Source organism: Actinoplanes sp. ATCC 53533, from assembly GCF_003947245.1.
The window spans coordinates 26,459-50,697 of sequence record NZ_QHHV01000022.1 but is presented as its reverse complement, the minus strand read 5'-3'; the positions used below and the strand labels follow the sequence as shown (position 1 = coordinate 50,697).

Below are 24,239 nucleotides of genomic sequence, written 5' to 3'. Positions count from 1 at the left end.
TGCCATGCGGCGGCGGTCGCCGTTGGCCGGGGCGGCCGACGGCGTGGCGTGCGCAGCCGTACCCTTGGCGCTTGTGGCAAGTTCGACGTCCCTAGCGAAGCGGCTCCTGCTCGGCCGGCCCTTCCGCTCCGATCGGCTGCAGCACACCCTGCTGCCGAAGCGGATCGCACTGCCCGTCTTCGCCTCGGACGCGCTGTCCAGCGTCGCCTACGCGCCCGACGAGATCCTGCTGACGCTCTCCATCGCGGGGGCCGGCGCGTTCATCTACTCGCCGTGGATCACGCTGGCGGTCGCCGTCGTGATGGCCACGGTGGTGGCGAGCTACCGGCAGAACGTGCACGCTTACCCGTCCGGGGGCGGCGACTACGAGGTCGCGACGGTCAACCTGGGCCCGCGCTTCGGGGTGGCGGTGGCCAGCGCGCTGCTGGTCGACTACATCCTCACCGTGGCGGTGTCGATCAGCGCCGGACTGGCGAACCTGGGCTCGGTGGTGCCGTTCGTGGCCGAGCACAGGATCGGCGTCGCGCTCGCCGCCATCGCCGTGCTCACCGCGCTCAACCTGCGAGGGCTGCGCGAGTCGGGCACCGCGTTCGCCATCCCCACGTACGCGTTCATCGTGGTCATGCTCGGGATGCTCCTCACCGGCCTGGTCCGGGTCTACGTCCTCGGCCAGGACCTGCGCGCGCCCAGCGCGGACGTCGTCATCGAGGCCGAGACCCACCATCTGACCAGCTTCGCCTTCGTCTTCCTGCTGTTGCGGACCTTCTCCTCGGGCTGCGCCGCGCTGACCGGGGTCGAGGCCATCTCCAACGGCGTGCCCGCGTTCAAGCCGCCGAAGAGCAAGAACGCCGCCACCACGCTGATGCTGCTGGGCGGCATCGCGATCGCCATGCTGACCGGGATGATCATGCTGGCCCGGGCCACCCACCTGCAGTACGTCGAGGACCCGCTGGTGCAGATCGTCGGCGGCCCGGACAACTACGTGCAGAAGACGGTCGTCACCCAGCTCGGCGAGACGGTCTTCGGCAACGGCTCGATCCTGCTCTACGTGGTCGGCGTGGTCACCGCGCTGATCCTCTTCCTGGCCGCGAACACCGCGTTCAGCGGCTTCCCGGTGCTCGGCTCGATCCTGGCCCAGGACCGTTACCTGCCCCGTCAGCTGCACACCCGCGGCGACCGGCTGGCGTTCAGCAACGGCATCATCTTCCTCGCGGTCGCCGCGATGCTCCTGATCGTGGCCTTCGATGCCGAGGTCACCCGGCTCATCCAGCTCTACATCGTCGGCGTCTTCGTGTCCTTCACGCTGTCGCAGGCCGGCATGATCAGGCACTGGAACAGGCTGCTGCGCACCCAGCGGGATCCGGGCGCCCGGCGCCGGATGGTCCGCTCCCGGTCGATCAACACCTTCGGCATGGCGATGACCGGCGCGGTGCTGATCGTCGTGCTGGTCACCAAGTTCCTGCTGGGCGCCTGGATCGCGATCGTCTTCATGCTGATCCTCTACGCGCTGATGCTGGCCATCCGCAAGCACTACGTGCGGGTCGCGCAGGAGCTGGAGCCGAGCGAGGAGCGCCCGGTGCTGCCCTCCCGCAACCACGCCGTGGTGCTGGTCAGCAAGGTGCACAAGCCGACCCTGCGGGCGGTGGCCTATGCCCAGGCGACCCGGCCGGACACGCTGACGGCGGTCACGGTCAACGTCGACGACAAGGACACCCGTACCATCCAGGCCGAGTGGGAACGCCGGCAGATCCCGGTCTCGCTGACCGTGGTGGACTCGCCGTACCGGGAGATCACCCGGCCGATCATCGATTTCGTCAAGAGCGTGCGGCGCGGTTCGCCGCGCGACGTGGTCACCGTCTTCATCCCCGAGTACGTGGTCGGCCGCTGGTGGGAGAACCTGCTGCACAACCAGAGCGCGTTGCGGATCAAGACCCGGCTGCTGTTCGAGCCCGGGGTGATGGTGACCAGCGTGCCGTGGCAGCTGCAGTCCAGCCAGGACCGCGATCTCGACCGGCTGGACCGCGGCCTGAGCCGGGCGCCGGCCCGCGGTCCGCGCACCCGTCCCAGCAACGGTGTGCCGGTCGTCGTGGCCGCCGCACCTCCCACCGACCCCCCGGAAGAGCAAAAGTGAGCGACGACGAACTGTTCGAGGGCGACCGGATCGAGGTCACGGTCGGTGCTCCCGCGCACGGCGGGCACTGCGTGGCCCGGATCGGCGGCCCGCACGGGCAGGTGGTCTTCGTGCGGCACGCGCTGCCGGGGGAGCGGGTCACCGCCGAGGTGACCGAGCTGCACAAGGGCTACCTGCGGGCGGACGCCGTGGAGATCCACGAGGCCGCGCCGGAGCGGGTGACCCCGCCGTGCGCGTTCGCCCACCCCGGCGGCTGCGGCGGTTGCGACCTGCAGCACGTCTCGCCGGCCGCGCAGCTGGAGTGGAAGGCCGACGTGGTGCGGTCGCTGCTCGGCCGGATGGGCGGGCTGAGCCCCGAGCGGATCGCCGAGCTGGACGTCCGGGTCCAGCCGCTGCCGGGTGGCCCGCTGGGCTGGCGGTCGCGCGTGCGGTATGCCGTGGACGCCGTCGGCCGGCCCGGGCTGCTGAAGCACCGCTCGCACGAGGTCGTACCGGTCGACCGCTGCCTGATCGCCCACCCGGAGCTGCAGAAGCTCGACGTGACCGCCCGGCTGTGGCCGGACGCGGCCGCGGTGGAGGTGGTCGCCTCGACCGGCGGCGACGTCAGCGTCCGGGCCCGCCCGGCCGTCACCCCGCTGCTCGCGACCGCCGACGTCGCCGCGCCCGGCACCCCGGCGCCCGGCGGCGCGGGCCTGGCCGAAGGGCCGGCGGAGGTCAGCGAGCTGGCCATCGGCCGGAAGTGGCAGGTGCCGCCGGACGGCTTCTGGCAGGTGCACCCCGCCGCGGCGGACACCCTGGTGGCCGCCGTCCTGGAGCTGCTCCAGCCGGCCGAGGGGGAGACCTCCTGGGACCTGTACGGCGGTGCCGGCCTCTTCGCCGCGGCACTCGCCGAGCGCACCCGGGCCCGGACGACGGTCATCGAGTCCGCGCCGGTGGGCGTGACGGCGGCCCGCACCAACCTGGCGGACCTCAACGGCGTCGAGGTGGTGGCCGGCCGGGTGGACGTGGCCCTGGGTCGGCGCCGGGTGACCGGCCCGGTGGATCTGGTGGTGCTCGACCCGCCGCGCACGGGCGCGGGCACGAAGGTGGTCCGGGCGATCACGACGGCCCGGCCGCGCGCGGTGGCCTACGTGGCCTGCGACCCGGCCGCGCTGGCCCGGGACGTGCAGACCTTCACGGCCGAGGGCTACCGGCTGGCCGAGCTGCGGGCGTACGACTGCTTCCCGATGACCCAGCACATCGAGTGCGTCGCCCTGTTCGTGCCCGGCTACCGGCCCGCGGTTGTGTAGATATTGTGGAGGAGGTCTCTATGACCGTTTGCGCCAGATGCGCGGCAGCGTTCCGCCGATAGACTGACTCCTCATGAGCGAGCGCAGTGATCAGACGACGGCCGGCCTCCTTCCGGGCATCAAAACCCCCGGCGATCTCAAGCGCCTCGATCCTGATCAGCTCACCCTGCTCGCTGCGGAGATCCGCGACTTCCTGGTGGCGAAGGTCTCCCGCACCGGCGGCCACCTCGGTCCCAATCTCGGCGTCGTGGAGACCACCCTCGCCCTGCACCGGGTCTTCGACTCCCCGCGCGACAGGGTGCTGTTCGACACCGGCCACCAGGCATACGTGCACAAGATGGTGACCGGCCGGCAGGACGGCTTCGACCGGCTGAAGCAGCGCGGTGGCCTCTCCGGCTACCCGAGCCAGGCCGAGAGCGAGCACGACCTGATCGAAAACTCGCACGCCTCCACCGCCCTGTCATACGCGGACGGCCTGTCCAAGGCGTTCACGCTGCGCGGCGAGGAGCGGCACGTGGTGGCCGTGGTCGGCGACGGCGCGCTCACCGGCGGCATGTGCTGGGAGGCGCTCAACAACATCGCGTCGGCGAAGAACCGCCTGGTCATCATCGTCAACGACAACGGCCGCTCGTACGCGCCGACCATTGGCGGGCTCGCCGACCACCTCGCCACGCTGCGCCTCAACCCCGGCTACGAGCGGGTCCTGGATCTGGTCAAGGACGCCCTGGGCTCGACCCCGGTGGTCGGCAAGCCGGTCTACGAGGTGCTGCACGCGGTCAAGAAGGGCATCAAGGACGCGGTCAGCCCGCAGCCGATGTTCGAGGACCTCGGCATCAAATACCTCGGCCCGGTCGACGGGCACGACGTGCAGGCCATGGAGTCGGCCCTGCGCCGGGCCAAGGGCTTCAACGCCCCGGTCATCGTGCACGCGGTGACCCGCAAGGGCTACGGCTACCGCCCGGCCGAGGACGACGAGGCGGACTGCTGGCACAGCCCGGGCGCGTTCGACCCGCGGACCGGTGCGATGACCGCGAAGCCGTCGGTGAAGTGGACCCACGTCTTCGCCGAGGAGCTCGTGGCGATCGCCGACGAGCGGCCCGACGTGGTGGGCATCACCGCCGCGATGGCCGAGCCCACCGGCATCGCCACGCTGCAGAAGAAGCATCCCGAGCGGGTCTACGACGTCGGCATCGCCGAGCAGCACGCCATCACCTCGGCCGCCGGCCTCGCGATGGGCGGCCTGCACCCGGTCGTCGCCATCTACGCGACGTTCCTCAACCGCGCCTTCGACCAGGTCCTGCTGGACGTGGCGATGCACGGGCTGCCGGTGACGATCGTCCTGGACCGGGCCGGCATCACCGGCCCCGACGGCCCGAGCCACTACGGCATCTGGGATCTGAGCGTCTTCGGCGCCGTGCCGGGCCTGCGGATCGCCGCGCCGCGCGACGCCGCCACCCTGCGCGAGGAGCTGCGCGAGGCGGTCGCCGTCGACGACGGCCCGACGATCGTGCGCTTCCCGACCGGCTCGGTCGCGGCCGACCTGCCGGCGCTGCGCCGGGTCGGCCCCGTCGACGTGCTGCGCGAGGACGAGCGCAAGGACATCCTGCTGGTCGCGGTGGGCGCGTTCGGCAAGCTGGGCATGGAGGTCGCGGAGCGGGTCGCCGAGCAGGGGTACGGCGTCACGGTCGTCGACCCGCGCTGGGTCCGTCCGGTGCCGATCGAGCTCGCCGCCCTGAGCCGCGGTCACCGCCTCGTCGTGACGCTGGAGGACGGCATCCGGGCCGGCGGTGTCGGCGATGCCGTCGCCAGCACCCTGCGCGACGCCGGCGTCGACGTGCCGCTGCGTGACCTGGGGGTGCCGGCCGGCTTCCACCCGCACGGCAGCCGCGCCGAGATCCTGTCCGCGCTGGGCCTCACGGCGCAGGACATCGCCCGGGACGTGACGGAGTGGATCTCGCAGCTCGAGGAGTCGGCCGCACAGCACCAACCTCAAGGTTAGGGGCGCGAACGGGCGATTTCGTTATCTGTCCGTTACCTTTGGGGGCATGGCGGCGGAGACGTTCGGCGGCAACACGGTAATCATCGATCTCGGTCTGGCCCGGGGCGAGCCTGACGAATACGTCCGGCCGGTGCGCTCGACGATGCCGGCGTGGTTCGCCCCGGTGCTCCTCGCGGCCATCGTGCTGCTGTCGTCGGGGGCCTCGGCGGCGCCGCCACCCCCGGCGTTGTCGCCCGTGCTGAGCCTGCCGTTCGGCCCCGCCGACCCGTTCACCCTGACCGGCGACGGCGACCTGCTCGTGCAGAACTACGGGATGCTCAGCTCGTACCGCCTGGCCGACGGGCGGCTGAACTGGCAGGCCGGCTCCGCGTCGCCGACCTTCCGGCTGCGGACCGGCGGCAACCTGGTGCTGATGCGGCCGTGGAGCGGCAACCAGGGCGACCCGGGCACCACCGCCGTCTCGCTGACCAGCGGCGCCGCCCAGTGGCGGCGCTCCGGCAACGTCGTCACCATCCCGGGCTCGGAGGTCCTGCTCGCCGTCTCCGGCGTGCGCAGTTCCGGCTCCGGCCGCCGGGTGCAGCGGCACGTCGACGCGCTCGATCCGGTCGGCGGCACCACCCGCTGGCAGGTGCCGGTCCCGTCGACGGCCGTCCTGATGGGTGTGCCGGGGCCGGCCGGAAGCGGGCCGCGGATGCTGCTCATGCACGACAGTCGCACCGCCGCCGTGCACGACCTGGACACCGGTCTGCTGCTCACCCAGGCCGAACTGCCGCCCGCCGACTACGCCCCCGAGAACCCGGCCGTGGCGGGCGGGCTGCTGGTGCTGCGGCACCCGACCCCCGCCGGCCGGATGGTCAGCGCCTTCGACCCGGTGACCCTGCGGCACCGCTGGAGCCGGCCCGCCGGGTACGCGTACGAGGTCAACCCGTGCGGGCCGCTGATCTGCCTCACCGGGCCCGACGGGGTCCGCGCCCTCGACCCGGACGGCGGGGCGCAGCTCTGGTCCCGGCCCGGGTGGCGCAGCATCGAGCAGCGCGGCGCCACGTTCGTCGCGTTCGGCACCCCGGCCGGGGAGGCCGACCCCGCGGGCCTGATCGATCCGGTTACCGGCCAGGTCCTCGTCGACCTGCGTGGCTGGCGCCTGGTCTCCGGCACCGGTGGCGAGGACCACCTGCTGGTGACGCGGCTGGTCGACTCGGGGAGCCGTACCATGGTCGCCGTCGCCGCACCCGGCGGCGCGCATCCGGAGCCGCTGGCCGACCTGCCGGCCGGCACCGGCGACTGCCAATCCGTGCCCGACCGGCTCGTCTGCCGTGAGTCGACCGGCGACCTGGTGGTCTGGGCCTATCGGCGAGAGGACTGAGCGTGGCGCTGATCGAGCTGAGCCCCGAGACGCCGGCTCTGCCCGCCGCAGCCACCGCGCCGCCCGCCTATTACTACCGCCGGGCCGGAGCGGCCCTGGCAGTTCTGCTCTTGCTCGCGCTGGGCGGGGCCGCCCCGGTCACCTCGGTGCTCTGGCAGCGCGTCGGCGCCGTGCCGGTCCCCGCCGCCGCCGACTTCCAGCTGCTCGACGGCACCCTCTACCTGATGGATCTGGACGCCGAGCCGCGCGTGCTCACGGCCTGGCAGGCCCGGCCGCTCCGCCGGCTCTGGAGCTTCACGGCGGCCACGGACGGGGACCCCTTCTACGTGTACGACACCACGGCCGACTTCACGCTGGTGCGGTCCGGGCGCAGCGTCACCGTGCTCGACGCCCGCACCGGGGCGGTCCGGTGGACCTCGCCCGTGGCCGTGCAGCCGGTGAGCGACCGGGTCGCGTTCGCCGAGGAGGAGATCTTCCGGCCCGGCACCGAGTACGACACGGAGTCCGGCGACCCCGGCCAGCTCTACGGCACCAACAGCGGCGCCCTGCACACCGAGCCGGCGCAGCGCACCGAACTGCGCGGCCTCGACCTGGCCACCGGCGCGCCGCGCTGGTCGCGGTCGTTCCCGGGCTCGGTCTTCACCACCCTGTCGGACGGCCCGGAGACCGCCGTCGTGGTGCTCACCTCCGACAAACTGATGCTGCTCTCCCCGACGACCGGCGCGGTGTTGCGCGAGCGGGCCGTGCCCATGATCGACGGCGCCCGAGCCGAGGAGGGCGACGTCGTCGGTGACACGGTGCTGGTGCACTACGGCTCCTTCGGCACGGGCGGGCTGGTCACCGCCTACGGCGCGGGCACTCTCGACGAGCTCTGGCGGCAGGAGCTGCCCGATCCGGCCGGCAACTCCGCCTACTGTCCCGGGCTGACCTGTGTCAGGAGCAGTGCCGAGCTCATCGTGCTGGACCCGCGCACCGGCGCCGAGCGCTGGCGGATCGCCGACACCGACGTCTTCGCGTTCGGCGCCGACTCGGTGCTGGAGGTGCAGGGGCAGACTAGCCCGCTGCGGACCGCCGACGTCGCCACCGGACGGCCGCTGATCGACCTCGACCGGTGGGGCTTCTACTTCCCGGTCCAGGCCGGCGGCGCATACGTGTTGAGCCGCCTGGAAAGCGACCGCAGCACCGTTTTCGGCCTGCTGCGGCAGGGCGCCGCCGCGGTCCAGCCGCTCGGCCGGCTGCCGGACACGACGGTGCAGTGCCAGGCCGTGCCGGGACTGCTCGCCTGCCGGGCGACGGCCGGCGTCGAGGTGTGGGCCTACCACGCCTGACCCGCCCGATCATCGATCGACGGGCGCACAATGACGGCGTGGGCGACGTCCTGATCGACCTCGGTGAACAGCACGGCCGGTTGCCGAGCGACATCGAGGCGTCCCCCCGCCGGCCGCACTCCTTCCGGGCCACGCTGGCCGCCCTGTCCGTCGTCCTGCTGATCGGCCTGAGCGGCGCGGCGGCCGAGCTCGGCCCGGTCGGCCCGGTCATCGTGCCCGCCCGCCTCGGCGACAACATGTTCGTCGAGCAGAGCCGCCTCTACATCGTCAGCGCCGGTCCCGAACCGCGCGAGGCGGCCGTCAAAACCAAGATCGTCAGCATGTACGCGCTGCCGGGCGGCGAGCTGCTGGCACTGACCAGGGTCGCCGTCACCGGGGCGGTCGTCCAGGTCACCTCCGTGGCCGAGACGGTGCTGGTCTCGTACCAGGTCGACACCATCGGCGCCGAGGCGACGGTCGCCCTCGTGGCCGGCACCGACCGGGTGCGCTGGCGGGCCCCGGCCCGGCTGTTCGGCATCTCGCCGGCGGACGGCCTGGCCCTGCTGCGGGAGAGCAGCCCGCGGTACGGCGACCAGCACTGGTACGGCCTCGACCTGGCCACCGGGCGCACCCGCTGGTCGTTGGCGGAGCCGCTGCCGGGGTTCACCACCGAGGCCGGCTACACCGACGGCTTCCCGCATCGGCTCATCACGGCCACCACGACCGGGCACATCGAGGTCCGGGACACCGTGACCGGAACGCTGGTCCATCAGGGCGACGTGACCGCGCGGCCGGGCTGGTCCCGGCGCGGCATCACCGTCTGGCCCAGCGATGACCTGGTGCTGGTCGGCGGGCTCGGCGGGATCACCGCGTACACCCTGACCGGCCTGAGCCCGCGCTGGCACAGCACCGTGGAACTCGCCGGTCACTGGGTGCAGGAGTGCGTCGACGCCATCTGTGTCTTCGGCTACCGCGGCGGGGTGCAGGTGCTCGACCCCGGCACCGGCCGGGTGCGCTGGGCCGCGGACCGCTGGACGATGGCCGCGGAGGCCGGGCCGTATCTGCTGGTCAGCGGCGGCGAAGGGCTGGAGGGGCGGTATCCGCTCGCGGTGGTGGAGCCGCGCACCGGCGTCGTGCACGGCGACTTCGGCGCCTGGCGGATCGCCGGGCCGGCCCGCGCCGACGGCACCGTGGTGGGCCTGCGCCAGCGCATCGGCGACGACGTGGTCTTTTACGCGCTGCTCGACCCGGCCACGCTCGCCGTGCGGGTGCTCGGGACGGCCACCACAGTCTCCGGCGACTGCCGGGCGACGACCGACGTGCTGGTCTGCCGCCGGATCGACGCCACTGTTGCGATCTGGCCCCTGACCGGATAGTAACCGCCCGGTAGCCTGCACTCACGGCCTCTTTACGGGCCGGCGGCAAGGCTGTGCGGTGAGCTGACTTTTGACTGCGGAGGACCCCGGGTGCGCGTGCTGGTGGTGGAAGACGAGCGGAACCTCTGTGACGCGATCGCCCGGGGGCTGCGGCGCAAGGGCATGGCGGTCGACGTGGCATACGACGGCCTGAGCGGCCACGAGATGGCGTACGTGACGCGGTACGACGTCGTCGTGCTCGACCGGGACCTGCCCGGCATGCACGGCGACGAGATCTGCGCGGCGCTGGTCGCCTCCGGCGCGCTGACCCGGGTGCTGATGCTCACGGCCAGCGTCACCGTGGCCGACCGGGTCGAGGGGCTCCAGCTCGGCGCCGACGACTACCTGCCCAAGCCGTTCGCGTTCGAGGAACTGGTGGCCCGGGTCCAGGCCCTCGGCAGGCGAGCCACCCCGGCCGCGCCGCCGGTCCTGACCGTCGGCGACCTGATCCTCGACCAGGCCCGCCGGGTCGTGACCCGCGGCGGCGCCCCGATCGACCTGACCAACAAGGAGTTCGGCGTCCTCGAGGAGCTGCTCAAGGCCCGCGGCGGCGTGGTGTCCAGCGAGGAGCTGCTCGAACGCGTCTGGGACGCCAACACCGACCCCTTCACCACGACGGTCCGGGTCACGGTGATGACCCTGCGCAAGAAGGTGGGTGACCCGCCGCTGATCGAGACCGTGGTCGGCGCGGGCTACCGGGTGCCCGAGCCGGTCGTCGTGCTTCCCGCCGGCGGCCGGTCATGACCGACCGCACCGAGCGGCGCCGCGGTGTCGCGGGCGAGGGCCAGGAGGGCATGGCAAAGGTGGCTCAGTCATGACGGTCTATGCCGGCCGACGCGAGCGGATGGGGCTGCGGCCCACTCTGCGGCTGCGGCTCACCCTGCTCAACGGCATCCTGCTGGTCGGGGCCGGTGCCATCCTGGTGCTGCTGGCCTGGCTGCTGGTCGGCGACGCCCTGCGCCCCTCGGACAAGCTGCTGCCCGGCACCCAGGTCGTGCTCTCCGACGGGAGCCGGCTCGACGCGCTGACCTGGCAGACCGAGCTGGTCGACCGGGCCTCCCAGGAGCTGCTGGTCAAAGGCCTGATCGCGCTCTTCGCCATCGGCCTGATCGGCATCGCGGGCGCGTACGCGGTGGCCGGGCGGGCCCTGCGCCCGCTGCACTTCGTGACGGCGACCGCGCAACGACTGGGCGAGGAGACGCTGGACCAGCGCATCCGCTACTCGGGCGCCGACGACGAGGTGGCCGAGCTGGCCCGCACCTTCGACGCGATGCTGGACCGGCTGGCCGGGGCGTTCGAGTCGCAGAAACGCTTCGTCGCCAACGCGTCCCACGAGCTGCGCACCCCGCTGGCGGTCATGCGCACCGAGATCGACGTGACGCTGAGCGACGACGAGGCGGACGTGGCCGAATACCGCCGGATGGCCAAGGTGGTCCGCAACGCCTCCGAACGGGCGAACGGCCTGGTGGACGCGCTGCTGGTGCTGGCGCGCAGCGAGGCGCAATCCGGTCGGCGGCTGGTCCGCAAGGTGCCGGCCGACCTGGCGACCAGCGTCTACAACGCGCTGTCGGCGGTCCGGGCCGAGGCGGAACGGATGAAGCTCGACGTGACGACGGAGCTGGAGGCGGCGCCGGTGGTCGGCGACCCCAGCCTGCTGGACCGGCTCGCCGGAAACCTGATCGAGAACGCGATCCGCTACAACCACCTGATGGGCCGGCTCTGGCTGCGCACCGAGAACGAGGACGGATACGCCCGGCTCGTGGTGGGGAACACGGGCTACGAGGTGGAGCCGGGGGACGTGCCGGGGCTGTTCGAGCCGTTCCGCCGGGGCGGCTGGGAGCGGACCGGGTCCCGCGGGTCCGGGCTGGGGCTGTCGATCGTACGGGCCGTTTGTGACGCCCACGGCGGGACGGTTTCGGCGGTGGCTCAGCCGGGCGGGGGCCTGGAGGTCACCGTGCGGCTGCCCGCGGCCGATACGACCCCTGTCGTGGCTGCTACGGCCAGCGTGCCCCGGACCAAGGGCCTCGGCATCGCGCCTGGCTGATGTGACCTGGCTGATGTGACACAGCCGACCCCCGTCGTCGGCGGTCGGCTGCGTCACGTGGTCGGGCTCGTCAGGCGGCCAGGCGGAGGCCTTCCTGATCGGCTTCTCGGCGGATCGTGCGCCAGCGGGAGGCGCTGATGCCCAGTCGCGTCGCCAGGTCCGCCTCGGTGATGCCCGGGTGGGTGGCCTTGATCTTCGCGGCTTCCGCCAGCGTCTCGGCCGGGCTTCTGCGGGTCTTCGACGTCGGCTTGGCGGCGTTCCGCACCGGGGCGCCGGGCTGCTTGGCGGCCTTGGCGTTCGGTGACCCGCTCCGGGCCGGGGTGGTGGTCTTGGCGGGCGCGGCGTTGCCGCCGGCCGAGGCGGACACGGTGACTCTGCCCTGACGGGTCAGCGTCGGAGTGAAGGCCGAGACCTCGGCACCGCGGGTCTTGGGCAGACCGGTGCGGGGCAGGGCCGCTGCCACCTCCGCCAGCGCGGCTGCCGTCGCGGGGCTGCGCCGCGCACCGGTTGGTGCCGGCACCGGGATCAGGCCGGGCACTCTGACGTCCTCCCGGCCACCGGCCGGGGCGGGCTCCGGGCCGGCGGCAGCGGGGCGGTCGGCGACGCCGTTCGCCGTGACGCCGTCCGTGCCGGCCGCGTGGCGGGCCGCGGCGGCGACCTGGGCTGCCGACTCGGCGGCCTCGCGGGACGCCTTGGTGGTGGCTGCCGCCTCGTTCTCCAGGGTGGCGATGCGGCCGCCCAGTTCGACCAGGCAGATGCTGGCCACCACGATCAGGCCGTCCACCGACAGGGGTAGCAGGTAGGGGGAGGCGCCCGACTCACCGTAGCGGGCCGCCACGCCGGCCATGTGCCAGTAGGACACCCAGGCGGCGATGCCGGCGATCGTCGCCGTGGCGAACAGGCGGGCGAAGGCGAGGGAGCGGCGGTGTACCGGAACCCGCGAGATCAGCTCGACCGTCAGCAGCAGGGCGAGCGGCGGCCAGGCGGCGATCGCCTGGCTGATCGGGTTGTCCAGGGCGTGCAGGATGTTCGCGACCACGGAGGCTGCCACGCCCAGGACCAGGGTCGCTCGCACCGCCCAGCGGACGCGGCGAAGTTGCGGGAGTAACACCGGACGCTCCTCTGTCGGTCGAAAACGAAAAGCCGGGACCATGGCGGACCCGGCCGATCATATTGTCTTGTCGATGTTTCGGTACGGCATCGGTGTGCCCAACCGGCGAGACCGCGTCGCGTTCGTGTCGGGAGCGATACGAACGTGTGACGCGGCCGTCCGGCGTGTCAGTTTGACTTTTTCTCGACCTGGCCCCGCACCTTGATGAACTCGGCCTTGGCCTTGCTCAGCGAGGTGAAGTACCAGATCACCCAGCCGGAGCTGCCCTCGTCCGCCCACGCGCACATCGACAGGGGCGATCCGCCGCCCTTTCCCTTGGCGCATTTCGCGACGCCGCCGAGCGGGCCCGCCGGGATGCTGGTGATACCAGTCAGTTTCAGGCTGTCCACATTCGAGCCGCTGAAGGCGTTCTCCAGTTCGGTCTTCGGGTCGGCCACGAAGGACTTCGCCGCCACGACCAGGACGAGATCCTGCTTCGACGGGGTGCCGTAGACCGCTCCGACCGTCTGCGAGGCGCCGGGCAGCAGCGCCAGGCTCTTCTTGAGCTGATCGGCCGTGGCCGCGAATGTGGGGTCGGTCACCTTGGGGCGGCCACTGAGCTTTTTCGGCTCGGCGATCGTGATCGTGGGCGCGCTCGTCGCTTCCTCGGTCGGCTCGGTGCGGCCGGTCGCCCCCGGGGTCGGCGCCCCCGACGAGATGGCGTCGGCGAAGCCTTCGGCGGTGTTGCGCCCGGCCAGATAGATCGCGGTGCTGCCGCCGACGCAGACCACCAGCACCAGGGCGATCGACACCAGCGTGATCGGCAGCGCCTTGGACTTCTTCTTCGGCGCCGGCGGATAGCCCTGCATCGGCGGCCCGGCCTGGGGATAGCCCGGCTGCGGGTAACCCCCGTATTCCGGCTGCGGATATGACGGCTGCTGGACGTAGGTCGGCTGCGCGGGATAACCCGGCTGCGGCGGCACGGAGGAGGGCACGTCGGGGTTCGGCTGTCCCTGGTACGGCTGGCCGAGATATCCCGGCTGCCCCGGATAGGGCTGCCCGGGATAGCCGGGCTGACCCGGGTAGGGCTGACCTGACCCGGGCGGCACGGACCACGGCTGCTCGCCGGTCGCCGGACCGGGATAGGGCTGCCCGGACTGCTGCTGCCCCGGATAGGGCTGCCCCGGATAGGACGGGTCCGGATACGGCTGACCGGGCCACGGGTCTTCCGGGCCGGGCTGTTCGGGGTGGGGCTGGCCCGGGTAGGGCTGGTTCGGCGGCTGCGACATCAACGCTCCATCGATCGGGCTACAGCACCGGGGAGCCTAGTCGCCGCCGGTCGCGGGTGGTCAAGGGACTGCAGCGAGCCTCGCCACACCGGGCGGGCCGGGTGTGGCGAGGCTCGGGACAGGTCAGGACTTCTTCTCGACCTCGCCGCGGAGCGTGATGAACTCCTTCTCGAGGTCCGCCTTCCCCTTGAACATCATCGCCAGCATGCCGACGCTGCCGTTGTCGGACCAGATGCAGACGGCCATCGGCACGCCGGCGTTGTTGGTGTCGCCGCACTTGGCGATGCCGCCGAGCGGACCCGGGTCGGTGTCGGTGAGGTTGTCGATGTTGATGCCGCCGCTGCCCGTGCTGGTGCTCAGCTCCTTGAAGCGGTCCTCGGCCGAGCCGTTGATCGAGGAGGCCGCGGCGACCATGACGATGTCCTGGTTTTGCAGGTCGCCGTAGATCGCGCCGACGGAGCCGGTGGCGCCCGGGACGTTGGACATGATGCCGCTCAGGCCGTCGGCGCTGCTTTGCAGCGAGGGGTCGCTGGCCTTGGGGCGTCCGCCCAGCGTCGCGGGCTCGACCACGGTGATCTTGGCGGCGTCGATGACCTCGGAGACCTTGTCCTTGGCGGCGAAGAAGGCGATCGTGCTGCCGGTGACGCAGAGCAGCGCGACGACGCCGACCACGATCAGCACGATCTTCAGCGCCGACGACTTCTTCTTGGGCGCCGGGCCGGCGCCGTACTGCGGCGCGCCCTGTCCCGGGTAGCCGGCGCCGGGCGGCGGATATCCACCCTGGTCGGCGCCCGGCGGCGGGTAGGAACCCGGAGCGGCCGGCGGCGGGTAGTAACCCTGGTCGGCGGGCGGCGGCGGGTAGGAACCCTGGTCGGGAGCCGGCGGCGGATAGGAACCGGGCGGCGGCGGGTAGGCACCCTGGCCGCCGGGCGGCGGGTATGACCCCTGGCCGGGCGGTGGGTAGGAACCGGGGGCCGCCGGAGGCTGATAGCCACCCTCGGGACCGGGCTCGCCGGGGTAGGGCTGGGACGGCGGCTGTGACATGCGAACTCCAAAGCTGATGAGGTCAGCGAGCCTACCGACTCGGCGCTACCGGTGTCGTCGCCAACCTGTCACTTCTGCGACAGAGCGCCTACCCGACGGCGTCCCCGTGCCAAGGGCAGGCACGGGGACGCCGGTCGGGGACGGGGATCAGGCCGGCAGGCTGGCCACGCCCCGCGGCAGGAACCGCTTGCCGGTGACGCGCTCCGAGGTGCCGCTGCGGTCCAGGTACGGCGTCACGCCGCCCAGGTGGAAGCCCCACCCGGCGCCCAGGATCATGCACAGGTCGATGTCCTGCGCCTCGGCGACGACGCCCTCGTCCAGCATCAGCCGGATCTCCTGGGCCAGCGCGTCGAGCGCCTGCTGGCGTACCTCATCGCCGGTCAGCGGGGCGGAACCGCCCTCGACCAGCTTGACCACCTCGGGGTTGATCTCGTCGTCGGCCATCAGCGGCAGGCCGGCTTCGACGATCTTGCGCAGGTTGGGGCTGTCGCCGAAGCGGTCCGGGAACGCCCGGTGCAGGGTCTCGCCCACGTGCAGCGCGACCGCGGGGCCGACCAGCTGCAGCAGCGCGATCGGCCGCATCGGCAGGCCCAGCGGGTCCAGCGCCGTGTCGACCACCGCCAGCGGGGTGCCGGCGTCGATCGCGTTGAAGACCTCGCTGGTGAAGCGGGTCAGCAGCCGGTTGACCACGAACGCCGGGGCGTCCTTGACCAGCACCGACGACTTGCGCAGCTCCTTGCCGACGGCGAACGCCGTGGCCACCGCCACGTCGTCGGTCCGCTCGCCCTTGATGATCTCCAGCAGCGGCAGCACGGCGACCGGGTTGAAGAAGTGGAAGCCGACGACCCGCTCGGGGTGCTCGAGGTCGGCGGCCATGTCGGTCACCGACAGCGAGGACGTGTTGGTCGCCAGGATCGCCTCGGGGGCGACGATCTTCTCCAGCTCGGCCCAGATCTGCTTCTTCAGGTCGAGGTTTTCGAAGACCGCCTCGATCACGAAGTCGGCGTCGGCGAAGACGGACTTGTCGACCGAGCCGCTGACCAGGCCGCGCAGCCTGGCCGCGGTGCCCTCGTCCATCCGGCGCTTGGCGACCAGCTTGTCGATCTGGCCGCGGACGTAGTCGACGCCCTTGTCCACCCTGTTCTGGTCCAGGTCGGTCATGACGACCGGCACCTGCAGCCGGCGGGCGAACAGCAGCGCGAGCTGGGAGGCCATCAGGCCGGCGCCGACGATGCCGACCTTGGTGACCTTGCGGGCCAGCGACTTGTCCGGCACGCCCACCGGGCGCTTCGCGCGGCGCTGCACCAGGTCGAAGGCGTAGAGGCTGGCGCGGGACTCGTCGCCCATGATCAGGTCAGCGAGCGCCTGCGTCTCGGCGGCCGTACCGTCTTCGAAGGTCGCGTCCTTCGCCAGCGCGAGCAGCTCGAGGGCCTTGTTGGCCGACGGCACCGCGCCGTGCAGCCGCTCGTCAAGCTGCTGCTTGGCGAAGAAGAGCACGCCGTCCCACATGTCCTTGTCGACCTCGGGGCGCTCGACAGTCACTTCGCCCTTGACGACGCCGGCGGCCCACTCCAGCGACCGCTCCAGGAAATCGGCGGCCTCGAACAGCTCGTCGGCGACGCCCATCTCGCGGGCCTGCTTCGGCCGGAGCACCTTCTGAGTGAGCGGGTTCTGCAGGATGATCTGCGCCGCGCCGGGCACCCCGATCAGGTTGGGGAGCAGCTGGCTGCCGCCCCAGCCGGGGATCAGGCCGATCGCGACCTCGGGCAGGCCCAGCGCCGCAGCGCCGGTCGACACCGTGCGGTAGTGGCAGTGCAGGGAGACCTCGAGGCCGCCGCCGAGCGCCGCGCCGTTGATGAACGCGAACGTCGGGATGCTCGAATCCTTGAGCCGCGCGAACACCCGGTGGCCCAGCTCGCCGAGCGCGACAGCCTGCTCCCGCTGGGTGATGAACGGCATGCCGGTGATGTCGGCGCCGACGCAGAAGATGTACGGCTTGCCGGTCAGCGCGATGAACGCGGGATCGGCCTCGGTCGCGGCGGTGATCGCCTCGTCGAGCGAGCGCAGGCCGGCCGGGCCGAAGCTGTTGGGCTTCTTGTAGTCCAGGCCGTTGTCGAGGGTGATCAGCGCGGCGGGCTTGTCCAGCCCCGGCACACGGACCAGGCGGACGAGCGCCTTGGTCACGACCTCGTTCGGGTAGTCAGGCAGCACCGTCACTTCTCCGCACCTTCCCAGTTCGGGTTCTCCCAGATCACAGTGCCGCCCATGCCGATGCCGATGCACATGGCGTTGATGCCGTACCGCACCTCGGGGTGCTCGGCGAAGTGCCGGGCCAGCTGGGTCATCAGCCGGACGCCGGAGCTGGCCAGCGGGTGGCCGATGGCGATCGCGCCGCCCCACGGGTTGACCCGCGGGTCGTCGTCGGCGATGCCGTAGTGGTCGAGGAACGCCAGCACCTGCACGGCGAAGGCCTCGTTCAGCTCGAACAGGCCGATGTCGTCGATGGTCAGACCGGCCAGGCGCAGCGCCTTCTCGGTCGACGGGATGGGGCCGTACCCCATGATCTCGGGCTCGACCCCGACGAAGCCGTAGGAAACCATCCGCATCGCGACCGGCAGGCCCAGCTCGCGAGCGGTGTCCTCGCTGGCCAGGATGGCCGCGGTGGCGCCGTCGTTGAGCCCGGCCGCGTTGCCCGCGGTGACCTTGCCGTGCGGGCGGAACGGGGTCTTGAGCGTGGCGAGCTTCGCCATCGACGTCTCGCGCGGCGCCTCGTCGACCGTGGCCAGGCCCCAGCCCTGCTCGGCGTTGCGGACCGCGACGGACACCATGTCGGGCTGCAGCTTGCCGTTCGCGTAGGCCTTGGCGGTCTTCTCCTGGGACGCGAGCCCGTAGGCGTCGACGCGCTCCTTGGTGATGCCCGGCAGGCGGTCGTGCAGATTTTCCGCGGTCGCGCCCATCACCAGCGCGGACGGGTCGACCAGCTTCTCGGCCAGGATCCGCGGGTTGGGGTCGACGCCCTCGCCCATCGGGTGGTGGCCCATGTGCTCGACCCCGCCGGCGATGGCGACGTCGTAGGCGCCCATGGCGATGCCCCCGGCGACGTTGGTCACCGCGGTCATGGCGCCGGCGCACATCCGGTCGATGGCGTAGCCGGGCACGGTCTTGGGCAGCCCGGACAGCAGCGCGGCGGTCCGGCCGATGGTCAGGCCCTGGTCACCGGTCTGCGTGGTGGCGGCGATGGCGACCTCGTCCACCCGCTCGGGCGGCAGCTGCGGGTTGCGCCGCATCAACTCACGGATGCAGCGGATCACCAGGTCGTCGGCACGGGTCTCGGCATACATGCCGCCCGCCTTGCCGAACGGTGTGCGGACGCCGTCGACGAAGACGACCTCGCGGCTTACTCGGGGCACAACAAGCCTCCTTGCAGGCGAACCCAGGGAGTGAGAGTCTCATGCTACTCGTCAGTAACTTCCTTGCCTACCTTGGTGTGGTACTTCCCTCGAAGGTAGGTGGGTCGTTCTTGGTCAAGATCGAAATCAAATTCCGGTCGTGCCTGGTCGCATCGTGCTGACCGTCGCTCCCGCCGAGACCGGGCGGGGCCACCCAATCGCCTGGCGGCTCATGAACGGGTGACCCCACCTTGCCAGCTTCGTGCGTGCACAAACCCGCCAATTCGCCAGTTCGCCGATGGATGGAGACACCGGCCGCCTCCGGGGCGGTATGGCGCGGTGGCGTGATCAATCTGCCGGTGCCGCCGGGGGTGGTTCGGGGAGGACCTTGGCGATGCCGTCGGCGATCAGGCCCACCTGCCAGTTGCGGGCGCCGAAGCCGCGCAGCGTGTCCGCCACCGTCTGCGGCGACACGTCCTCCGGCGGGGACCAGGCCAGCCGGCGGATGAAGTCCGGGCTGATCAGGTTCTCCGGGGGCAGGGTGTGTGCCTCGGCCGTACCGATCACGATCTGCCGGCAGCGTTGCAGCCTGGCCGCCGCGACCGGGTCGCGTTCCGCCCAGCGGTGCGGCGGCGGTGGGCCGTCGACCGGCACGTTCACCGGCAGTTCGTCGTCGGGCAGCGCGCGGGCCGCGTCCAGCGCGTCCAGCCATACCCGGGCCAGCCGGCGCACCGAGCGGCCGCCGAAGCCCGGCAGGCTGAGCAGGGTGCGTTCGTCCTTCGGGTCGAGCTCGGCCGCGGCGATGATCGCCGAGTCGGGCAGGACCCGGCCCGGCGCCGAGTCGCGGCGGGCCGCGACGCCGTCGCGGGCATGCCAGAGGGCGCGGACCCGGGACTGGGCGCGGGCGCCGCGGACCCGGTGGATGCCCGAGGTGCGCCGCCACGGGTCGGGACGGCTGCGCGGCGGCCGGTCGGCGCTGGCCACCAGGGCCGCGAACTCCTCGGCGGCCCACGCGGACTTGCCCTGGCGCTCCAGCTCCGCGGCGAGCAGGTCGCGCAGGTCGGTCAGCAGCTCGACGTCCAGGGCCGCGTACGTCAGCCACGACTCCGGCAGCGGCCGGGTCGACCAGTCGGCGGCCGAGTGGTGCTTCTCCAATGAGTAGCCCAGCAGTTGCTCGGTGAGCGCGGCCAGCCCGACCCGCTCGAAGCCGGCCAGCCGGGCGGCCAGTTCGGTGTCGAACAGCCGGCGTGGCTTCATGCCCACCTCGGCCAGGCAGGCCAGATCCTGGCTGGCGGCGTGCAGCACCCACTCGGTCTCGGCCAGCGCCGCGTCCAGGGTGCGCAGGTCGTCCAGCGGCATCGGATCGATCAGCACCGTGCCGGCGCCGGCGCGGCGCAGCTGCACCAGATAGGCCCGCTGGGTATAGCGGTAACCGGAAGCGCGTTCGGCGTCGACGGCCACCGGACCGGAACCCGCGGCCATCCGCGCGACCACCTCGGCCAAGTCATCGGCGGACTCGACCGGCCGCGGCGTGCCGTCGCGGGGCGCGGTGAGAGGGACAGAGGTGGGGGCAGGCTCGGGCTCGGGACCGCCAGACATCGGGTCGGGCGGCACGGCGTGCGGTCCGTCCCCTGCTTGGTCCGGCGCGTCCCGACGGCGCAGGGGTGCTTCGTCGGTCACTCCGTAACCGTACGGGGGTACCGCCCCCTGCGTGCGCAGCCGGGTCCCGGCGCGTCGGCTCTCGATCCACTTGGCCCGAGCGGAGCCGTTTCAAGAAAGAGTTCAAGAGATATTTCAATTAACCTCGTGCGCGCCAGTCCGGGGGCACCCTTCCGTCCGTACTAGAGGACGGAGCGTCGATACCCGGGAGGCCCGCGCCGCATGACGACCGCCTACGACCCCTACGGGGTGCCGGGCCCGCGCCGGCTGCCACAGGACCCGCTGCTGAGCCTCCCCGACCACCCGTCGGGCGAGTGGGCCCAGGCGCCGCGGACCGCGCCCCGGTTCGGTCATCCGCGCCCGGCGAGCGAGTTCGGCGACCCGTTCCTGTCCTTGCCGACCGGCGACGCGGCGTACCCGGTGGTGGCCGATCCGGCGACCGAGCCGGCGGTGCTCAACGGCCGCGGTCGCAGCCGGCTCGCGATGATGCTGTTCGTCCTGCTCCTGCTGGTGGTCGCCGGCTGGCAGGCCTGGCGGTTGGACCGGGTCGACAACCGGCTCGGCACGAGCAACGCTCAGCTCGCCGACGCGATGCAGCGCCAGGACCAGCTCACCCAGCGGGCGGACCGGCTGGAGCAGAAGCTCGCCGCGGTCTTCGACCCCGAGGCGATCTCGTCGTCGGTGCTGCCGAGCGTCTTCCGGGTCCGGGCCGGCAACTTCACCGGTACGGCCTTCTCGGTCGGCGCCAAGGCGAAGGAGGGCGAGGCGAACCTGCTGACGAACTATCACGTGGTCGAGTCCGTCTGGGCCTCGGGCGGCCGCAAGGTCTTCCTGGAACGGGGCAAGGACGAGGTGTCGGCGACCATCGTCAAGGTCGACAAGGGCAAGGACCTCGCGCTGCTGCGCGCCACCCGCAAGATCGCCGGGCTGGACATCGCGGCCGCGACGGTCAAGCCGGGTCAGCAGGTCGTGGTGGTGGGCGCGCCGCTGGGGCTCGAGGACACCGTGACGACCGGGGTGGTCAGCGCGTACCGGCCGGACGACCCGGACGGACCGGTCATCCAGTTCGACGCCTCCATCAATCCGGGCAACTCGGGCGGACCGGTGGTGAACAGCGCGGACGAGGTCATCGGGCTGGCGACCGCCAAGGCCCGGGACGCGGACGGCATCGGTCTCGCCGTACCCATCAAGACGGCCTGCGACGAGTTCAAGGTCTGCTAGCGGCTGCGGCCCGGGCGCCGTGCTCCTAGAGTGAGTGGTGACATCGAAGCCACTCGATCTGGGGGTCAGTCCGTGAGATGGAAGATCGCCACCGCCGTTCTCCTCGCCGCCGGGCTGATCGCCACTCCGGGCGCCGCCCAGGCGGCGCACCCGGCTCCGAGCCTTACCGCGCTCACGAACACCGCGCCCATCAACACCGCGCTCACCGACACCGCGCCCACCGACCTGATCTCCGCCCGGCCCAGCCCGGCCGAGGTGGGCCGGGCCCTGGCGCGGATCGCCAAGGCCAGTGACGGGCGGGTCCGGCTCGGTGTCATCGGCCGCAGCAACGAGGGCCGGCCGCTGCGGCTGGCCACCGTGGGGCACGGCAGGACCCGCCTGCTCTACGTGACGCAGCAGCACGGCGACGAGCCGCTGGGCACCCCGGCCGCGGTGCGGGCGCTGTGGGCCCTCGGCGTGCCGAACACGCCCTGGCACCGCTGGCTGGGCAGCCAGGTGACCCTGGACGTGGTGGTGCAGGCCAACCCGGACGGCGCGGTCCGCAACCAGCGCTTCAACCATGACCCGGGCGCGTCCGGTGACTATGCGGAGCCCGGTGTCGGCTACGACATCAACCGGTTCCACAACCCGTTGACGCCGATCGAGGACAACCCCGTGCCGGAGTCCCGGGCCGTGCTGCGGCACTGGCACGCCACCCACCCCCGCGTGGTGATCGACTACCACATGCAGGGGCGTTACCTGCAGCCCGACGGGCGGGAGACGACGGCCTCGCTCCTCTGGCCGACCAGCCCGCTGGCGCCGAGTGCCGCGGTCACCGCGTCGCGGCGGCTGGCGGTGCGCGACTACGACGCGATGACGGGTTTGGCCGGGGCCAACGTCACCCGCTATCCGGGTGGTGACTACGAGGGCATCGCGCGGAACGCGTACGGCATCCTCGGCAGCGCCTCGCTCCTGGTGGAACTCTCCGACCTCCCCGCGGAGCAGGTCGAGTTCCAGATCCGCACGGCCTACCTGTCGATGATCGCGACGGCGCAGGGTGCCGCCGACGGCTCGCTGTGGCGCGCCGATCCGGCCCGCGCCGACACCGTTCCCGAGCGCGGCCCGGCGCTGCCGGGTGCCGCGTCCACACTGCTCCGGGCGGACGCCGCCTGACGTTGTGGCTAGTTCGCCCCGGCGCGCTGGCGGCTGTCCAGGGCGGTCACGCCCGGGGGCGGCAGGCCGGCCGTCGAGGCGAGCATCGTGCACCAGCCCTGCAGGTGGGCGCCCAGGTCGTCGGAGGTCGGCGTCCACGACGCGCGGATCTCCAGGTCGGCCGTCGGCACCGGCCCGGCCAGCTCGCCGAAGCGGGTCGAGGTCGTCTGGGTGATCGTGCCGCCGATCGCAGTGTAGTCCGCCGCGTGCTGCTCCAGCCCGTCGGTGAGCCAGGTCCACGCCACGGCGGGCAGCAGCGGATCGCCGGCCATGTCCGACTCCAGCTCCGCCGTGATCAGCGTGACCAGCCGCAGGTTGCCCTGCCAGGCGTCGTGCCCGGCCGGGTCGTGCAGCAGGATCAGCCGGCCGCTGGCCACCTCTTCGCCGTCGCGCAGGACGGTCGCGCTCAGCGCGAAGCCGTACGGGGCGAGCCGCTGGGGCGCGGCGATCTCCTCGAGCAGGATCTCCGCGCGCGGCGCGGCAGCCCGCAGCCCGGTGACGGCGCGGGTGAACGCCTCGGGTGCGGCGGACGTGGGACCCATGCCTCGAAGCCTATGCCGATCACCGCGAAACCGGCCCGCGCGGCGCGCCGCACGGACCCGTTCACTCACGTGGCACGATGTCGCGGGTGACCACGACTCTCCAAGATTCGGCGTTCATCCGGGCGTGCCGCGGCCTGCCGGTGCCGCACACCCCCGTCTGGTTCATGCGGCAGGCGGGGCGGTCCCTGCCCGAGTACCGCAAGATCCGCGCGGGCGTCGGGATGCTCGAGTCCTGCCGCCGGCCGGACCTGGTCACCGAGATCACCCTGCAGCCGGTACGCCGGCACGGCGTCGATGCCGCGATCCTGTTCAGCGACATCGTGGTGCCGCTCGCGGCGGCCGGCGTCGACCTGGACATCGTGGCCGGCACCGGCCCGGTGGTGGCCGAACCGATCCGGACAGCCGCGGACCTGGAGCGGTTGCGGCCGCTGGAGCCGTCCGACGTCGGCTACGTCGACGAGGCCGTGCGCATGCTGGTGCCCGAGCTCGGCCGGATCCCGCTGATCGGCTTCGCCGGGGCCCCGTTCACCCTGGCCAGCTACCTGATCGAGGGCGGACCCTCGCGGACGTACCTGAAGACCAAGGCCATGATGTACGGCGAGCCGCAGCTGTGGGACGCCCTGCTCTCCCGGCTGGCCGACATCACGCTGGCGTTCCTGCGGGTCCAGATCGGCGCGGGGGTCAGCGCGGTCCAGCTCTTCGACTCGTGGGCGGGCGCGCTGTCGGAGGCCGACTACCGCCGCCACGTCCTGCCGCACTCGGCGAAGGTGCTCGCCGGGCTGGCCGGCGCCGGCGTGCCGCGGATCCACTTCGGCGTCGGCACGGCGGTGCTGCTCAAGGCGATGGGTGAGGCCGGCGCCGACGTGGTCGGGGTGGACTGGCGCACGCCGCTGGACCGGGCCACGACGCTGATCGGCCCGGACAAGGCGGTCCAGGGCAACCTCGACCCGGCGATCCTGTTCGCGCCGTGGGAGGTCGTCGAGCGCGAGGCGACGCGGGTGCTGGCCGAGGGCAAGGCCACCCCGGGCCACGTCTTCAACCTCGGCCACGGCGTCATGCCGGAGACCGACCCCGAGGTCCTCACCCGCCTCGTAGACCTGGTCCATCGCACTTGATCGAAGTTTCGCGGTCCGGCCGTGACCCGAGTCGGATCGCGCCGTCGTTGTCGACGGCGCCGCGAACGACTAGGCGCTCTTCGCCGTGGTCGTTCTCGGTGACATCGACAACGACCTTAAGGGCGCGATCCCGCCGAGCGGAGCGAGGCCA

Annotated in this window: 18 protein-coding genes; 11 read left to right on the top strand and 7 right to left on the bottom strand. The window is 72.3% G+C overall.

Annotation, left to right across the window (positions count from 1 at the left end):
• The first annotated feature begins 73 nt into the window (after positions 1 to 73).
• The 8 genes from DMB66_RS08810 to DMB66_RS08775 all read left to right on the top strand — a co-directional run bounded on the left by DMB66_RS08810 (position 74) and on the right by DMB66_RS08775 (position 11,548).
• Positions 74 to 2,131, top strand: coding sequence for an APC family permease (locus DMB66_RS08810; RefSeq protein ID WP_233624402.1), 2,058 nt, complete (start codon positions 74 to 76; stop codon positions 2,129 to 2,131).
• Positions 2,128 to 3,420, top strand: a complete 1,293-nt coding sequence (locus DMB66_RS08805; RefSeq protein WP_125803536.1) for a class I SAM-dependent RNA methyltransferase — start codon at positions 2,128 to 2,130, stop codon at positions 3,418 to 3,420. Before DMB66_RS08810 ends, DMB66_RS08805 begins: the two co-directional genes overlap by 4 nt.
• 73 nt (positions 3,421 to 3,493) lie before the next feature.
• Positions 3,494 to 5,419 (top strand): 1-deoxy-D-xylulose-5-phosphate synthase, encoded by a 1,926-nt coding sequence (gene dxs, locus DMB66_RS08800; protein WP_125803535.1) that lies wholly within the window; start codon positions 3,494 to 3,496, stop codon positions 5,417 to 5,419.
• Positions 5,420 to 5,465: 46 nt separating this feature from the next.
• Positions 5,466 to 6,782, top strand: a complete 1,317-nt coding sequence (locus DMB66_RS08795) for a PQQ-binding-like beta-propeller repeat protein (protein ID WP_125803534.1) — start codon at positions 5,466 to 5,468, stop codon at positions 6,780 to 6,782.
• Positions 6,783 to 6,784: 2 nt separating this feature from the next.
• A complete protein-coding gene (locus DMB66_RS08790; RefSeq protein WP_125803533.1) occupies positions 6,785 to 8,110 on the top strand; it encodes a PQQ-binding-like beta-propeller repeat protein in 1,326 nt (441 codons plus the stop codon).
• A gap of 38 nt (positions 8,111 to 8,148) precedes the next feature.
• On the top strand, positions 8,149 to 9,465 hold the full coding sequence (locus DMB66_RS08785) for a hypothetical protein (protein ID WP_125803532.1): 1,317 nt from the start codon (positions 8,149 to 8,151) through the stop codon (positions 9,463 to 9,465).
• 90 nt (positions 9,466 to 9,555) lie between these two features.
• Complete coding sequence (locus DMB66_RS08780) at positions 9,556 to 10,248, top strand: response regulator transcription factor (RefSeq protein ID WP_125803531.1); 693 nt, start codon at positions 9,556 to 9,558, stop codon at positions 10,246 to 10,248.
• A 70-nt stretch (positions 10,249 to 10,318) separates the two neighbouring features.
• A complete protein-coding gene (locus DMB66_RS08775; RefSeq protein ID WP_125803530.1) occupies positions 10,319 to 11,548 on the top strand; it encodes a cell wall metabolism sensor histidine kinase WalK in 1,230 nt (409 codons plus the stop codon).
• Between the two features lie 70 nt (positions 11,549 to 11,618).
• Here the strand turns inward: DMB66_RS08775 and DMB66_RS63550 are convergent, their stop codons facing one another.
• The 6 genes from DMB66_RS63550 to DMB66_RS08745 form a co-directional block, all read right to left on the bottom strand.
• Positions 11,619 to 12,659 carry a DUF2637 domain-containing protein gene (locus DMB66_RS63550; protein ID WP_233624401.1) on the bottom strand — a complete coding sequence of 347 codons (1,041 nt, stop codon included), beginning with the start codon at positions 12,657 to 12,659 and terminating at the stop codon, positions 11,619 to 11,621.
• A gap of 167 nt (positions 12,660 to 12,826) precedes the next feature.
• Positions 12,827 to 13,927, bottom strand: a complete 1,101-nt coding sequence (locus DMB66_RS08765) for a hypothetical protein (RefSeq protein ID WP_125803529.1) — start codon at positions 13,925 to 13,927, stop codon at positions 12,827 to 12,829.
• Positions 13,928 to 14,050: 123 nt separating this feature from the next.
• A complete protein-coding gene (locus DMB66_RS62475; RefSeq protein WP_199752149.1) occupies positions 14,051 to 14,971 on the bottom strand; it encodes a hypothetical protein in 921 nt (306 codons plus the stop codon).
• Between the two features lie 147 nt (positions 14,972 to 15,118).
• Positions 15,119 to 17,179, bottom strand: coding sequence for a 3-hydroxyacyl-CoA dehydrogenase NAD-binding domain-containing protein (locus DMB66_RS08755; RefSeq protein WP_125803573.1), 2,061 nt, complete (start codon positions 17,177 to 17,179; stop codon positions 15,119 to 15,121).
• Between the two features lie 5 nt (positions 17,180 to 17,184).
• The gene (locus tag DMB66_RS08750) at positions 17,185 to 18,381 is read right to left on the bottom strand and encodes a thiolase family protein (RefSeq protein WP_125803528.1); all 1,197 of its coding nucleotides are present in this window, start codon (positions 18,379 to 18,381) and stop codon (positions 17,185 to 17,187) included.
• A gap of 327 nt (positions 18,382 to 18,708) precedes the next feature.
• Positions 18,709 to 20,040: a ribonuclease D gene (locus DMB66_RS08745; RefSeq protein WP_125803527.1), complete on the bottom strand. Its 1,332-nt coding sequence runs from the start codon at positions 20,038 to 20,040 to the stop codon at positions 18,709 to 18,711.
• Between the two features lie 201 nt (positions 20,041 to 20,241).
• Here DMB66_RS08745 and DMB66_RS08740 point away from each other — a divergent pair, with 201 nt between their 5' ends.
• Entirely contained in the window at positions 20,242 to 21,240 is a 999-nt protein-coding gene (locus DMB66_RS08740; protein ID WP_125803526.1) for a S1C family serine protease, read from the top strand.
• 72 nt (positions 21,241 to 21,312) lie between these two features.
• Positions 21,313 to 22,392, top strand: a complete 1,080-nt coding sequence (locus DMB66_RS08735) for a M14 family zinc carboxypeptidase (RefSeq protein ID WP_125803525.1) — start codon at positions 21,313 to 21,315, stop codon at positions 22,390 to 22,392.
• A gap of 8 nt (positions 22,393 to 22,400) precedes the next feature.
• On the opposite strand, the gene DMB66_RS08730 is transcribed toward DMB66_RS08735, so the two are convergent.
• Positions 22,401 to 22,973: a DUF3000 domain-containing protein gene (locus DMB66_RS08730; protein ID WP_125803524.1), complete on the bottom strand. Its 573-nt coding sequence runs from the start codon at positions 22,971 to 22,973 to the stop codon at positions 22,401 to 22,403.
• A gap of 86 nt (positions 22,974 to 23,059) precedes the next feature.
• Here DMB66_RS08730 and hemE point away from each other — a divergent pair, with 86 nt between their 5' ends.
• Positions 23,060 to 24,088, top strand: a complete 1,029-nt coding sequence (gene hemE, locus DMB66_RS08725; RefSeq protein ID WP_233624400.1) for a uroporphyrinogen decarboxylase — start codon at positions 23,060 to 23,062, stop codon at positions 24,086 to 24,088.
• Positions 24,089 to 24,239 lie beyond the last annotated feature (151 nt).